Here is a 14504-nt window from a genome sequence, read left to right on the forward strand (position 1 = left end):
GATCAGGCCTTATTCAGCCAGACATTTTCGGCATAGTAGTAGCGGGACAGAGGCGCGATCGTCCAATCTTCCGCACCCTTGCCGCTGGCGGTCAGGATGTCTTCGAAAATCGGAACGATATAGGGCGTTTCGTCCAGCTGCAGCTGCTGCGCCTTGGCATAAAGCTCCTTGCGCTTGGCCGGATCGACAGTGGCGCGGGCATCCGCGATCAGCTTGTCGAAATCCTTGTTCTTCCAGGCAGTGTCTTCATAGGACGCGTTGGAAGTCAGGAGCAGATTGAAGGTCGCGTCTTCGGTGGCCTGCATGCCCCAATAGCCCATGTAGAACTGACCCTTCATCCACACATTGGCGAGATAGGTGTCATGCGGCATGGTTTCGACTTCGATGTCGAAGCCGGCCGGCAGCGCCATCTGCTTCAGCGCGATTGCCACCTGCGCACGGATCGCCGGGCGGTTGGAAGCAACGAGCTTGATCTTGATGCCGTCGGGATAACCGGCTTCGGCCAGCAGCTTCTTTGCGCCTGCCGGATCATAAGCAATCTCGGGCGTATCGATCGCATAGGGGAATTCCGGCGAAACGAGGTTGTCATAGGCCGGGCGGCCGAGGCCTTCGAGCACGATGTCGACCAACGTCGAACGGTCGACCGACATGGCAAGCGCTTTGCGCACGCGCACGTCATCGAAGGGCTTCTGGTCCTGACGCATGGTGATATTGACGAAGCGGCCCGATGGAATGCGCTGCGCGGTAATGCCGGTTGCATCGGCGATGCGCTGGAAATCCGCCTGCTGGACGACCAGCATGACGTCTACGGCACCAGAGAGGAAGTTGGCGCTCTCGGCGGCAAGATCGGGGAACAGCATCATGTCGATACCGTCGAGATAGGGCTTGCCCTTGATGAAATAGTTCTCGTTCTTGACGAGACGGACCATGCGGGCGCTGTCATAGGTTTCGAGCTTGAACGGACCGGTGCCGTTCGCGGTCGTGTCGAGCTTTTCGCGCGGGCCGGAAAGGGCGGCCTTGGAGACGATTCGGGCATTGGCATGCGCCGTCGAGATCGGCAGGTCGGCAAACGGCGTCTTCAGCGTGAACTTGACGGTCGTCGGATCCACGGCCTCGATCTTCTCGATCATGTTGAGAACGGAACGCGCGGCTGCCGGAATGTCGGGATTGAGGATCGCCTGGAAGGTGGCAACCACATCGTCTGCCGTGCAGGGCGTGCCGTCGTGGAAAACGATGCCCTTACGCAGATAGAAGGTGAAGGTCTTGGCATCTTCACTGCCTTCCCAGCGCTCGGCAAGATCGGCCATCGGCTTGTTGTCCGGGCCCATGCGGGTCAGGCCCGAATAGAGCATGTCGACCACCGGATATTCGGCAGGGCCTGAGCAGTTCAGCACGTTCAGCGTGGCGATACGCGTCGAATGGCTGATCTTCAGCGTGCCGCCGGCCTTCGGCGTATCGGCCGCCAGCGCCTCGGAAAGATCGAGGCCGGGAAGAAGCGCGGTTGCCGCAAGGCCCATCACCATGCTGCGGCGGGAAATCATAAAAGTCGTCATTCTCTTGCCCTCTGAAGTTGTTTTTGACAGAAACCGGTGCGCTGTTTTTTTGTGCTTTTCCCGGCTGTATTCCTCGACCCGTCAGCTGATCACGGTCAGCTCATCGGGTAATCCGGTCAGCACTTCCGGTGCTCCGTCCGTCACCAGCAACGTGTGGCCCACGCCCATCGCCAGACCGGTATCGGCGTCACCGTTCATCACGTGGTAGAAAAGCGTCATCCCCGGCTGGCAGACGGTCGGGTTGCCGGAATAGATCATCGGCGGCACGTCCATGCTGGTCGGCGCGAATGTGCAGCCCACCGAATAACCGGTCGCGCCATAACGGGCGCGCTTGTAGCCGCCCTTGTCGAGACCGTCGGCATAAACATCAAAGATCTCGCCGAGCGTCGTGCCGGGACGCGCGATCTCCGTCATCCTGCGCAGCGTCTCCATGCCGACGTCGTACATCTTGCGATGCGCATCGGAGACTTTTCCGAACAGGATCGTCCATTCGGTCTTCACGTTGTAACGGCGGTAGGCGACGGGATATTCGACGAGGATCTGGTCCTGCTCTTCCAGCCGGCGCGGATCGGAAACGCCGCGACCATAAACGGCGCGCGGGCCGGAATTGAACAGCGGCGCATTCGGCGGCATGTCGGCGCCCTGCCCCAGGATCGAGGTCAGATACGTGGCCTTCAGGTCGCTGTCGAGAATGCCCGGCCGCGCGGCGGCGATCACGGCATTCAGCGAGGTATCCAGAATACGAGCCGCCTTGCGGGTATATTCGATCTCGGCCGGCGACTTGCAGACGCGCAGCCAACGGATCAGGTGACGGTCGTCTTCCAGCTCGCACCAGTTCCCGATCGTCTGTTGCGTGCGGTAGAGGTTCCAGCCGGTCAGCCCGTGGGTATTCAGCTCGATGGCGATCTTCTTGCCCCCGAGGCCAAGCTCCTCAAGGATCACCTTCAGGTCGGCGGCCGGGTTTGCATCCTCGGCATCCCACCAGATGCGGATATCCTCGATGATGCTCGTCTGACGCGCCTGCACCAGATCCGGGCGGCGGGTCAGAAGCACCGGCTTGCGGCCATCGGTAGGGACGACGAGGCACTGGTAATAGACGAAGCCGCCGGTGTCGTAGCCGGTCAGCCAGTACATGCTTTCCTGTGCAAACACGAGCATGGCATCGACGCCGCGCGCCGCAAGTTCCGCCCGAAGCTTGTCCTGTCGCTGCAGATGCTCCGCCTTCGAAAAGGGGAGGTTCGGTTGCGGCATGGCACTCACAGGGTCGTCCTTTCGCAAGATCGTCAAAGCTCGATGTTGCTTCACGATACGGTTTGGTATACCACTCGTCAACCAGCGGAATACAAAAATTGCGTCGCACCGAAAACCGCATGGAAAAAGGGATCGCTGAGGATAGACAGCCTTTGGGCGCAACAGCTGGTGACAACCGCCATAACGTGTGGCACCAGAAAGTCATTTGAAGCCGTCTCCTTAAAGGGAGGGACTGGATATTTATGCTGATTGAAACCGATAAGCGGCTGGCGCTGCAGGCCTACGAGCAGATATTGAACCTGATCCTTTCCGGCGCAGCCCAGCCCGGCGCAATGGTGACCGAACGTCGTCTGGCCGAAACGCTCAACATGTCGCGCACCCCGATCCGCGATGCGCTGCTGATGCTCGAAGGCGAAGGCCTTCTGATCCGCCAGGGAAGCCGCGGCCTTCAGGTGAAGCAGATGCGCATCGAGGACTATATGGATGCGCTGCAGGTCCGCCTGCTGCTCGAACCGGAAGCCGCACGTCTCGCCGCCGGCCATATGCCGGCTTCGGCTCTCGATGAACTGGAAGCCGATCTCAACACGCTTCTCGGCCATCCAGAAGATGGCGAAGGCAAGCCCGATCGCGGCTCCGTGCGTGATGTCGACGACCGCCTGCATGGCGGCATCGGCGATGCCGCTGGCAATCCGCAACTGGCCCATATCATCCGCACGCTGCGCCGCCAGACGCAGATCTTCGACCTGAGAAGCATGCCGGAACGGTTCGACGCGACCTGCCGCGAGCATCTGGCCATCGTTTCAGCCCTGCGCGAAGGACGCGGTGACGATGCCGCACAGCTGATGCGCGATCACCTCGCACATGTAAAAGACAGCATTATCGGGAGACTGACCCGCGCATGACCGTTTTGGCAGAAAAAGCACAGACGGAAACGTCCGTGCTCAGCAACGCCGCCCCTGTGGATATCCCTCTCGCCGAACGGCTGTTCGACGAGCTTCGACGCCGCACCGGCACCAATCGCGGCATCACCCGAACCTCCTACGGTCTCGGCGAACAGATCGCCCATGACATGGTGCGCCGCGAGGCGCGCAAGCTCGGCCTTGAGGTAAAGACCGATCCCGGCTGCAATCTCTACATGACGATGAAGGGCCGCGAGGAAGGTCCGGGCATTTTTATCGGCTCACATCTCGATTCCGTGCCGATGGGCGGCAATTTCGATGGCGCGGCCGGCGTGCTGCTCGGCCTGTCGGTGATTTCCGGCTATGTCCGCGCCGGCATCCGCCCGCCGCGCGATATCACCGTCATGGCGGTCCGCGCCGAAGAGAGCACCTGGTTCGGCGCCTCCTATATCGGCAGCCGCGCCGCACTCGGCCGACTGACGGGGCGCGAACTCGATCAGGTCAAGCGCTCTTCTGACCAGATCTCGCTCGGCGCCGCCATCGATGCCGCCGGCGGCGACACCGAATTCCTGCGTTCGGGCCAGTCTTATCTCGACCCGAAAAACATCGCGATGTTCATCGAGCCGCATATCGAGCAGGGGCCGGTTCTGATCGAGAAGAAGCTGCCGATCGGCATCGTCACCGGCATTCGCGGCTCCTTCCGCTATCGCGAAGCCAAGTGTATCGGCACCTATGCCCATTCTGGCGCTACGCCGCGCGAATATCGCAGCGATGCCGTGCGTGCGGCCTCGGCTCTGGTCGTCGAACTCGACAAGGCCTGGGACAGGCTGCAGGCGGAAGGCGCCGATCTCGTCGTCACCTTCGGCCAGTTTTCAACCGATGCTTCGGAAGCCGCCTTCAGCAAAATCGCCGGCAAGCTCTCATTTGCACTCGATGTCCGCAGCCAGGAGCCGGAAACGCTCGCCAAGATGCAGGCCGTCGTTGCCGATGCGGTTGCCCGCATCGAGGCGGACCATCGGGTCAAATTCGAGCTCGGCCGTTTGACCGACAGCAAAGCGGCGAAGATGGACGACGCTATTGTCGCCTCGCTCGCCGGACTGGCAAAGGAGCATGGTATCGAGGCCGAAATCATGGCCTGCGGTGCGGGCCATGATGCTGCGGTGTTTGCCGATGCCGGCGTGCCGACCGGCATGGTCTTCATCCGCAATGCCAATGGCAGCCATAATCCGGACGAGCAGATGGAGATTGCCGATTTTACCGAGGCGGCACGGCTCGTATCCGCGCTCTGCCTCGACCCGCCATTGAAAGCCTGATCATGTCCGATATTCGTTGCGACTGCCTCATCGTCCAGCCGATCGCCAAAAGCGCTATCCGCATGCTGGAAGAAAAAGGGCTCACCGTTCACATTGCTGCCTCCACCGCCTTTGCAGATCTCGAACCCTATCTTGCCGTCGCAACTGCGGTCATCACCCGCAATCATGGCCTCTCGGCACGCGAAATCGAAGCCGCACCCAATCTGAAGGTCGTCGGCGTTCACGGCACCGGCACCGACAAGGTGCATAAGGCGTCGCTTGCCGCACGCGGCATACCGCTGCACAACACGCCCGGCGCCAATGCCCAGTCGGTCGCCGAACTGGTGATCGGGCTGGCGCTTGCCTGCTCGCGCTCGCTGATTGCCGCCGACAACGCCTCGCGCACCGGCGACACGCTGTTCCGCCAGCATCACCGCACCTATGAGCTCTCCGGCCGCCGCGTCGGCCTGTTCGGTTACGGCCATATCGCCAAGCTGGTCGCTAAGCTGGGCCAGGCCTTCGGCATGGACGTCGCCACCGTATCGCGCTACACGCCGGCCGAAGAATTGCAGCGCGACGGCATCACGCTTCTGCCCGATCTCGACAGCCTCTGCGAATGGGCCGATGTCGTCTCGCTGCACGGTATACCCGAGGAAAAGCCGCTTATCGACGCCCGCCGCCTGGCGCTGATCGGCAAAACCGGCATCCTGATCAATACCGCCCGCGGCGCGCTGATCGACGAGGACGCTCTCGCAACGGCGCTGAAAGACGGCATCATTGCGGGGGCAGGCCTCGATGTGCTTGTGATCGAGCCGATTACCGCCGACAATCCCCTCCTCGATTGCCCCAATCTCGTGCTGACACCGCATATCGGCGGCTCGACCGACGAGGCCCTCGAAAAGACCGGTTTTCAGGTCGCCAGCAAGGTTCTGGCCGAACTCGCCGCTCTCGAACGAATCCCGGCCACCGGCACCTGACCGCGACAGGATAGACAAGACATGCATTTCAGGCCCCGATCCGGCCCAAAATCCACATCCGAGAGCACTTATCCGCGCATCCTTCGCTGCGGCGACCGCGCCGTCGCAATAGAGTTTTCGGATACGGTCAGCGAGGCCGCAAACCTCAAGGTCCTGTCGCTCTATGCATCGCTTGCGATCGCGCCGATCGACGGCATTCTCGAAACCATCCCCACCTATCGCTCGCTGACCGTGATCTACGATCCGAAGCTCGTGCGCGGAGCCTCTCTCGGCGAGGAACTGATGCAACGTGCAACGCATGATATCGCCGCGCCGCAAACCGGCCGGCTGCTGGAATTTCCCGTCCTTTACGGCGGCGAACATCAGGCCGATCTCGACGAACTCGCCGCGCTGAAAAACATGAGCGCAGCCGATGTCATCGCGCTTCACGCTTCCGCAGTGTACCGGGTTTACATGATCGGTTTTGCGCCCGGTTTCGCCTATCTCGGCGGCCTGCCGGATATTCTGCATACGCCACGGCTTGCCGTGCCGCGGCAGCGGATTGAGGCCGGCGCAATCGGCATCGGTGGCCGGCAGTCGAGCATCAATTCCGTCCCCGGCCCGAGCGGCTGGCGCTTTCTCGGCCGCACGCCGTTCAAGCTTTTCGACCCCGCCCGCGCAAAACCTTTTCTCCTGAAGGCCGGAGACCGCATCACCTTCCGCAGCATCGATATCGATGAAGCACACGAATTGGATGCACAGGTCGCGGCCGGCACTGCCGAACCGAAGGAGATCGCCGAATGACCGCTCTCCTTACCATCCTGCGCGCCGGCCCCCTGATGTCGGTGCAGGATGACGGCCGTTACGGTTTTCGCGCCCGCGGGGTCTCGACCTCCGGCGCCATGGATCGCGACGCGCATGCGATTGCCAATGCGCTGGTCGGCAACGATGCCGATGCCGCAGCCATCGAATTCGCCCTCACCGGCGGCGCGTTCACGGCAGATCGCAACACCCTCATCGCCGTCACCGGCGGCAGTTGTCAGGTCGAGATTGCCGGTAGACGGATTTCCACCTGGGAAAGCCATCTCCTCAGGTCCGGCGAAACGCTGACCGTCGGCGCCTTACGCGGCGCCGTCTGGGGTTACATCGCCATGTCCGGCGGCATCGCCATTCCAAAGATGCTCGGCAGCCGTTCCACCCATTTGCGAACCGCAGTCGGCGGCCTGAACGGCAAGGCGCTTAGCGCCGGCGATATCCTGCCGCTCGGCGATAGCGAAAAACGTGCCCCCCGCACCCTCGGCACGCCCTACCTGCGCGGACACGGCCCGATCTCCATCATGCCCGGCCCGCAGGACGATTACTTCGACGAGGACGCGTGGAAGACCTTTCTGCGCCAGCCCTATCGTACCACCACGGCGCGCGACCGCATGGCCATGGTTCTCGACGGTCCCGTGCTTCAGGCATTCAAGGGCCACGACATCGTCTCGGATGCGACCGTCGTCGGCTCCATCCAGGTGCCCGGATCGGGCAAGCCGATCGTGCTGACCGCCGACGGCCAGACGACCGGCGGTTACCCGAAAATCGCCACCGTCGCCTCCTTCGATCTCGCGCGTCTGGCGCAACTGCCGGCCGGCCAGCAGTTTCTGTTCCGGGCGATTTCAGCGGACCTAGCGGAAGAACAGACAATCCACGCCGACGACCGCCTTGCCGCCGTGATTGCCGGTCTCAGGACGAGCGAAGGCTGACCACCACCCGACTTCGTCATCCTCGGGCTTGTCCCGAGGATCTAACCACTGTGCCCGAGACTGCGACGTTGCAGCTGGTCGGAACGGCAGCAGATGCTCGGGACAAGCCCGAGCATGACGACGGAGAAGTATTCACCCCCGCCACTACACCGAAGCCCCAATCACCCAACCGGCCTTTTCCAGCGCCCCGCGCAACTGCCTTGCCATAACCACCGCCCCGGGCGTGTCGCCATGCACGCAGACGGACCCGATCGGCACCTCCAGCCGCTTGCCCGAAGTCGAGGTCAGGCAACCTTCCGACACCATCTCGATCACCCGCTTCACCAGCAGTTCGGGATCATGGATCACCGAGCCTGCTTCAGAGCGCGGCGAGAGATTGAATGTGTCCGCATAGGTCCGGTCGGCATAAATCTCGTTGATCGCCGTCAGTCCGAGCGTTTCCGCTGCCCTTGCGGTGGCCGTCCCCGGCATCACCATGAAGGCAAGTTTCGGATCAACGGCCCTGATCGCACGGCCGACGGCAAGCGCCATTTCATCGTCATCGGCACAGACATTGCCGAGCGCCCCATGGGTCTTCACATGTGTCATCGGATGGCCTTCGAGGGCTGCGACCGCAGCCAGCGCCCCGACCTGATAAGCCACCAGCGATTCCACTTCGGAAAGGCTCAGTCCCGGCAAACGTCGACGACCGAAACCGATCAGGTCCATATAGCCGGGATGCGCGCCGATCGCGACGCCACGTTGCTTCGCCAGCCGCACCGTCTTGCGCATGATGTCCGGGTCACCGGCATGGAACCCGCAGGCAATGTTGGCGGTACTGACGATATCGAGCATCGCCGCATCATCGCCCATCGTCCACGGACCAAATCCTTCGCCGAGATCGGAGTTGAGATCGATGCGCATGTCTTCCCCTTTTTAGTCGTCCGGCCGTTTTTAGCTGTTCCTTCAGATGCATAACACGGCACCGGATGATTGCCACGATTTCCCGATTGCGCCGTGCACACCATTGGTATACCACTGGTGTGCTGATTTTGAAAACGGGGAATGACATGGGCAAACGCCTTCTTTATCTCGGCAATGGCCGCAAGTTTCAGTCCATCGCAAAGCTCGACGACCGCTTCGAAGCCTGGGGCCTGAAGGTCGATCGCTACTGGGCTTATGACGGCCAGTTCCCCGAGACGCTGAAGGGTTATGACGGCATTTTTCTCTCCGGCAGCCCGCATGGCGCCTATGAGGACGTGCCCTTCATCCTGCGCGAACATGATCTGATCCGCGAAGCCGCGGAGCTTGAAATCCCCATGCTCGGCATCTGCTTCGGCAGCCAGATCCTTGCTTCAGCGCTGTGTGGCCGCGACCAGGTGTTCCGCCGCACCTCCTGCGAGATCGCCTACAAGGACCTGCCGCTCACCGAGGCCGCCCGCACCGACAAGCTCTGCCGTGATCTGGTCGACAGCGCCTACATGTTCGTCTGGCACAATGACGAGGTGAAGGCCGCCCACCCGGACATGACGATCCTTGCCTATTCCGACGACTGCCCCAACCATATCTGGCGCTACAAGGACAAGGATATCTGGGGCATCCAGGGCCATCCGGAAGTCACCAAGGCGCAGGCCGTCATCTGGTTCGAGGAAAACCGCGAGCGGATGACGCTCGATGGCGCCGATATCGATGACCTCAAGGCACAGGCCCACGAAGCCGCCGAGGCCAAGACCATGCTGACCCGCTTTGCGGAACTGGTCCAGAACGCCTGATTTTCCCAAAACATCCCGATCGAGGAAGAATAATGGTTACGCCCGCCTACTGGTTCGAACGCGCCGAATTCCTGTCCCGCCTCTCCCGCGTCCAGGCGGAGCTGAAGAAAAAGCAGCTCGATGGCCTCGTCGCCTTCCTGCCGGAGACCGTAACCTGGCTCACCGGTTATTTCACCCGCGCCTATGGCACGCTGCAGTTTGCCATCATCCCGGCAGAAGGCGAGCCGACCCTGTTCTGCCGTGACGTCGAGGAATATTATCTCGACAGCACCTGCGTTTTCTCCGACCGGGTGATGTGGACAGACAGCGACGACCGCATGGCCGTTGCCGCCTCCGCCATAGAAAGTCGCATCGGCAAAACCGCCAAGCTCGGCATCGAGCTTTCCGCCTGGCCGCTCTCGGCCGGCCGTTACGAATATCTGAAATCCGCTCTTCCCGGCATCGTCTGGCAGGACGAGAGCGCCATGACGCCACAGATGCGCCTCATCAAGTCGCCCGCCGAAATCGCCTATCAGCGCCGTGCGGCAAGGGCCGCCGAAGCCGGCATGCGGGCAGCGATAGACAGCGCCGCCGTCGGTGTCACCGAGCGCGAAATGGCAGCCGAAATCTGCGCCGCGATGATCCGCGCCGGTTCCGACCTGCCAGGCCCGGGCGTCATGTCCTCGGGCGAACGCGCCTTCCACCTGCATGGCGGTTATTCCGACCGGGTGCTGGAAGCCGGTGACATTGTCCAGATCGAGACTACGCCGAACGTAAAACACTACCACGCCCGCTTCATGCGCCCGATCCGCGTCGGGCCGGTGCAGGATGATGATTACAAAGTCGTCGAGCAGCTGATCGCCATTCAGGATGCAGCAATCCGCGAAGTGAAGCCGGGCGTTTCGGTGCGTGTGCCGGATGCGATCTATCGGGACGGCGTGCTCTCGGCGGGCCTGCGCGAGACTTACACCAACAAGACCTTCTATTCCGTCGGCCTGCTCCTGCAGCCCAACGGCGGCGAGCCGCTGGAATCGGCGGAAAACAGCACCTGGGTCTTCGAACCCGGCCAGACTTTCCATACTTACGTGCTCGCCCGCGGTTTCGGCATGTCGGAAACGATCACGATCACCGAAACCGGCTATGAAAAGCTGACCAACTTCCCGCGCCAGCTCTTCGTCAAGTAAGCCGACCTAAAGCAATTCCAGCAAAAGTGGGAACCGGTTTTGCGTCCGGAATTGCGTTAAAACAAAGAGATAGAGCTGTTTCGCCTTTCGAAGAAAGGCGGAAGTGCTCTACCCCGGAACACCCTGTGGCGGTGTTCCGGCAAGGCTGTAATAGGCATAGATCGCCGCAAAGGCGGCGATCACCACGAGAATAGTAATAACCCGCTTCAGCCACGGCGGCGTCTGGCGCGGCGGCTTCGGCTGTTTCGGCCGCTGGAACTTGATGACATTGTCGCTCATAAGATCGTTCTAGCCGAGCCTTTGGCGAAAGCCAATCGGCAACGGAGGCGCAGCACCGATCACCCTCAATAGAAAGTTGCGATCCGTTTTCCGTCCATCTCGCGCACCTTGAAACCGGTCTCGCAGGTCTCGGTCGGGACGTCCTCGCGGATGATCTCTTCCGGCCCTCCCTGCCTGAAAAGCCGGCCCGCCGAAGCGGAAGAACTGATGCGATTTAACGAACCTACCATAAGGCCCCTCACCTAACGGCGCACCGTGCTTTCCCGTCTCATTTCCCGTGACCTCTTCTCCGGCGAAGATATCGAGGCACTGACGCAGGCCGTCTCCATCCCGCTTCTCTCGCTAAATCTCGGCAGATGAACAGCCAACGCCGCGGTTAATCGAATGAAGCTCCGGTCGGAGGGTATAAAGGTCGCCTTTTCAACGACAAAACCATTCATCGAAGGCTGAGAGCCCAATCGCTACCGGCGCGGCCCGCCTGGGGATCATTGACTAACTGCGTGTCGAGAGCCTGAACCGGATTGCCAGTCGGAGATGACCGACGCACTACGTGTCCCAATAATCGATGCGATCTAAACATAGATTCTGCCGAATATTTCGACCCCGCTGCGGGAAACGGCTGCAAAAAAAGGCGGCTCGAAAGCCACCCTTTCTAATTCTGAATGTCCGGCGCTATCAAGCAGCCTTGGCATCGCCTTCAAACTGACCGCACCAGTCGTTAGCGGAAACCACCGGCCAGAAGCCGCGGGCATCGGCCGCCGGCTGCGTGACCGGCGGGTTGACGCGACAGAGACCAGCATCTGCCGGAGCCGAACCGGCGTTTACGACGTGATCTTCATAAAACGAACAGGCTTTGCAGGAAGTATCTTTCGACATGGGTAGCTCTCCTTCTTCAAATGTTGGGCTCAAAACCTGAGACCCAAACTCATAAATATTAGAATGATTCTAAAATAAGGGATAAAGCTTGGCAACCACTAAAAGGGTCGTTGCCGTCAATTTCGCCTGCGGCATTTGATCGCCCGGTCAGTGATTGCGCGAAAACCTGAGACTGAAGTGCGCTTCCCCCGCACTGTCCAATCCGATTTTCCCGCCTCCGCTGCCGCGTGCATGCCCGCAAGCCGGCCGGCAGGACTCACTTTGATTCTCTTGATACTGATTCTCACTTTCCGGCGACAAAACCGGCCGCTTACTCGCCAGCCCTACGGCTGCCGGCTAAGGTGTTCGACACCGGCCCTCATTCATAGTAAACAATAAAATATATATTTTTCAGATAGTTAGATAAGTTTTTGCAGAATCCGATTCCGTTGGATTAAGGGTTCGGTTTACTAGAAATTCCTTGTAAGCCTTCGAAAAAGGCGGATACTGGCGGCAGTTTCCCTGAAACTTGAGTTTTATCGCCAGAACGGTTCCCTGCATGAACGCGCATTCTAAATTGCCGTCTTTCGAGTTTGACGAAAAGATCCTGCTCCAAGGTGCAGAGATCTCGCGTCGCCTCGACCAGTTGCGGCTGGAAAAATTTCCTCCGAATGCAAGAAAGACGTTGCGCCTGTTCTCCATGGCCGAAGTCGCGCATTATCTCGGCGTCAGCCCCAACAATCTGAAGCGACTGCATCTCGAAGGCAAGGGACCGACCCCGAAGACGTCGACCGGCGGCCGCCGTTTCTATACCGGCGAGCAGATGCGCGAGCTGCGCTTTTTCCTCGACAAGACCGGCAAATCCGACGCCAAGAAATACGTCCCGCATCGAAAGGATGGCGACAAGCTGCAGGTGATCGCCGTCGTCAACTTCAAGGGCGGTTCTGGCAAGACGACGACGACGGCCCATCTTGCCCAGCATCTCGCGCTGACCGGCCATCGTGTGCTTGCCATCGATCTCGACCCACAGGCCTCGCTTTCCGCACTTCACGGTTTTCAGCCGGAACTGGACCGCAATTCTTCGCTTTATGACGCTATCCGTTATGACGACGAGAAGAAGCCGATTGCCGAGATCATTCAGCAGACCAATTTTCCGGACCTGGACATCATTCCGGCCAATCTGGAACTGCAGGAATACGAATACGATACTCCGCTGGCGATGCAGACGTCGAGCGAGGGCAAGCGTTTCTTCACCCGGCTCGGCAAGGCGCTGCAGCAGGTCGAGGACCGTTATGACGTGGTGATCGTCGACTGCCCGCCGCAGCTCGGTTACCTGACGCTGACTGCACTGACAGCCGCCACCTCGGTATTGATCACCGTCCACCCGCAGATGCTCGACTTGATGTCGATGAGCCAGTTCCTGCTGATGCTCGGCAATATCATCAAGACGATCAAACGCGCCGGCGCCAATGTCGAGATGGACTGGCTGCGATATCTGATTACCAGATATGAGCCGACCGATATTCCGCAGGCCCAGATGCTGGGTTTCATGCAATCGATGCTGGCTGAGGAGATTTTGAAAAATCCGATGGTGAAGTCGACGGCGATCTCCGATGCCGGTCTGACCAAGCAGACGCTCTATGAAGTCGAGCGCGCGAATTTCACCCGTGAAACCTATGACCGCGCCATCGACTGCATGGACAGCGTCAATTTCGAGATTCAGGGGCTGATCCACCGGGCCTGGGGGAGGATGTGATGGCGCGCAAAAACCCGTTTGCCAATGTGATGAATGAGGACCGGCCGGATAACGGCGTGGCGCTCGATTACGCCGTCAAGGGCGCGTCGCGTACGATCATGTCGACGATCGACGAGCTGGCCGAACGTGCCGACAAGATGCTGGAAGGCGAAACCGTCGTTGAGCTTTCGCCAGAGACGATCGAGGAATCCTTTATCCGCGACAGGCTGGAAGAGGATCCGCAGGCATTCGAGGATCTGGTCGCTGCCATTCGCGAACACGGGCAGACCAGCCCTATCCTCGTGCGCCCTCACCCACATAATGATGGCCGCTACATGGTGGTTTTCGGCCACCGGAGGCTGAAGGCGGCCACCGCGCTCGGCCGCAACGTTCGTGCGGTGGTCAAGCCGATCTCCGACCGTGAACATGTGATTGCCCAGGGGCAGGAAAATTCTGCTCGTGCCGATCTGTCCTTCATCGAAAAGGCAACCTTTGCTCGTCGGCTTTCAGAGTTACACTACGACAATGACAGCACGATTGTGATGACCGCCTTATCTGTGGACAAGGCGACGCTCTCCAAGATGATGTCGGTCGCCAACATGCCCCGTGACATTCTCGACGCGATCGGTGGGGCCAAGCTGCCGGGTCGCGACCGCTGGTATGAACTCAAGCTGCTTCTCGAACGTCCGGCCAATCTCGCGAAACTGCGCGAAGTTCTCGCTGCGACCGATCTTGAGGGTTTGAACGGAGACGCCCGTTTTGTCTTTGTCGTCGATGCCCTGACCCGCAAGAAAGCCTCGGGTTATGCACGGCCGCCGAAGAAGTCGAAATGGGTTCCCAAGGATGAAGGCGTTGCAAGGGCGGTCTCGGCCGAAATCCGCAACGACGGGAAAAGTTACACATTGGCATTGAAGGCCAAAGACGCCGTGGGTTTCGGTGAATTCATCGCCGACAGCCTGGACGATCTTTATGCCGAATATCGCCGGCTCATGAAGGAATAGGACCGACCAAAAGAAAAAAGCCCC

The 14504-nt window shown here is 60.4% G+C and carries 15 protein-coding genes; 9 read left to right on the plus strand and 6 right to left on the minus strand.

All coding sequences use genetic code 11. The features are described from left to right. Positions 1-2: 2 nt before the first annotated feature. A complete protein-coding gene (locus tag ACI3K0_RS22470) occupies positions 3-1553 on the minus strand; it encodes an ABC transporter substrate-binding protein (protein WP_206828569.1) in 1551 nt (516 codons plus the stop codon). 81 nt (positions 1554-1634) lie between these two features. After that, positions 1635-2804, minus strand: a complete 1170-nt coding sequence (locus ACI3K0_RS22475; protein ID WP_286195033.1) for a Xaa-Pro peptidase family protein — start codon at positions 2802-2804, stop codon at positions 1635-1637. A gap of 242 nt (positions 2805-3046) precedes the next feature. Here ACI3K0_RS22475 and ACI3K0_RS22480 point away from each other — a divergent pair, with 242 nt between their 5' ends. From ACI3K0_RS22480 to ACI3K0_RS22500, 5 genes are read left to right on the plus strand one after another with little or no spacing between them, the layout of a single operon-like run. Then, positions 3047-3706: a GntR family transcriptional regulator gene (locus ACI3K0_RS22480; RefSeq protein WP_206828571.1), complete on the plus strand. Its 660-nt coding sequence runs from the start codon at positions 3047-3049 to the stop codon at positions 3704-3706. Next, a complete protein-coding gene (locus ACI3K0_RS22485; protein WP_404946284.1) occupies positions 3703-5016 on the plus strand; it encodes a hydantoinase/carbamoylase family amidase in 1314 nt (437 codons plus the stop codon). Before ACI3K0_RS22480 ends, ACI3K0_RS22485 begins: the two co-directional genes overlap by 4 nt. Before the next feature lie 2 nt (positions 5017-5018). Next, a complete protein-coding gene (locus ACI3K0_RS22490) occupies positions 5019-5972 on the plus strand; it encodes an NAD(P)-dependent oxidoreductase (RefSeq protein ID WP_404946285.1) in 954 nt (317 codons plus the stop codon). 21 nt (positions 5973-5993) lie between these two features. Then, on the plus strand, positions 5994-6755 hold the full coding sequence (gene pxpB, locus ACI3K0_RS22495) for a 5-oxoprolinase subunit PxpB (protein WP_206828574.1): 762 nt from the start codon (positions 5994-5996) through the stop codon (positions 6753-6755). Then, entirely contained in the window at positions 6752-7696 is a 945-nt protein-coding gene (locus ACI3K0_RS22500; RefSeq protein WP_404946286.1) for a biotin-dependent carboxyltransferase family protein, read from the plus strand. Before pxpB ends, ACI3K0_RS22500 begins: the two co-directional genes overlap by 4 nt. Before the next feature lie 144 nt (positions 7697-7840). Here ACI3K0_RS22500 and ACI3K0_RS22505 read toward each other — a convergent pair whose 3' ends face one another. Further along, positions 7841-8599, minus strand: a complete 759-nt coding sequence (locus tag ACI3K0_RS22505) for a LamB/YcsF family protein (protein WP_206828579.1) — start codon at positions 8597-8599, stop codon at positions 7841-7843. A gap of 146 nt (positions 8600-8745) precedes the next feature. Here ACI3K0_RS22505 and ACI3K0_RS22510 point away from each other — a divergent pair, with 146 nt between their 5' ends. Beyond that, positions 8746-9447, plus strand: coding sequence for a type 1 glutamine amidotransferase (locus tag ACI3K0_RS22510; protein ID WP_148146729.1), 702 nt, complete (start codon positions 8746-8748; stop codon positions 9445-9447). 32 nt (positions 9448-9479) lie between these two features. Further along, positions 9480-10610: a M24 family metallopeptidase gene (locus ACI3K0_RS22515; protein WP_404946287.1), complete on the plus strand. Its 1131-nt coding sequence runs from the start codon at positions 9480-9482 to the stop codon at positions 10608-10610. A gap of 108 nt (positions 10611-10718) precedes the next feature. Here the strand turns inward: ACI3K0_RS22515 and ACI3K0_RS22520 are convergent, their stop codons facing one another. The 3 genes from ACI3K0_RS22520 to ACI3K0_RS22530 all read right to left on the minus strand — a co-directional run bounded on the left by ACI3K0_RS22520 (position 10719) and on the right by ACI3K0_RS22530 (position 11765). Continuing rightward, positions 10719-10889, minus strand: coding sequence for a hypothetical protein (locus tag ACI3K0_RS22520; RefSeq protein WP_183826587.1), 171 nt, complete (start codon positions 10887-10889; stop codon positions 10719-10721). 65 nt (positions 10890-10954) lie between these two features. Next, positions 10955-11119: a hypothetical protein gene (locus ACI3K0_RS22525; protein ID WP_183685548.1), complete on the minus strand. Its 165-nt coding sequence runs from the start codon at positions 11117-11119 to the stop codon at positions 10955-10957. Between the two features lie 445 nt (positions 11120-11564). Then, a complete protein-coding gene (locus ACI3K0_RS22530) occupies positions 11565-11765 on the minus strand; it encodes a hypothetical protein (protein WP_148146733.1) in 201 nt (66 codons plus the stop codon). A 538-nt stretch (positions 11766-12303) separates the two neighbouring features. Here ACI3K0_RS22530 and repA point away from each other — a divergent pair. Together repA and repB are read left to right on the plus strand one after the other, a co-directional pair. After that, positions 12304-13500, plus strand: coding sequence for a plasmid partitioning protein RepA (gene repA / locus ACI3K0_RS22535; protein WP_148146734.1), 1197 nt, complete (start codon positions 12304-12306; stop codon positions 13498-13500). Then, positions 13500-14480: a plasmid partitioning protein RepB gene (gene repB / locus ACI3K0_RS22540; protein WP_148146736.1), complete on the plus strand. Its 981-nt coding sequence runs from the start codon at positions 13500-13502 to the stop codon at positions 14478-14480. The genes repA and repB overlap by 1 nt, the downstream gene beginning before the upstream one ends. Positions 14481-14504: the final 24 nt, after the last annotated feature.

This window comes from Rhizobium sp. ZW T2_16 (assembly GCF_044987325.1).
GTDB classification, from domain to species: Bacteria; Pseudomonadota; Alphaproteobacteria; order Rhizobiales; family Rhizobiaceae; genus Neorhizobium; species Neorhizobium cellulosilyticum.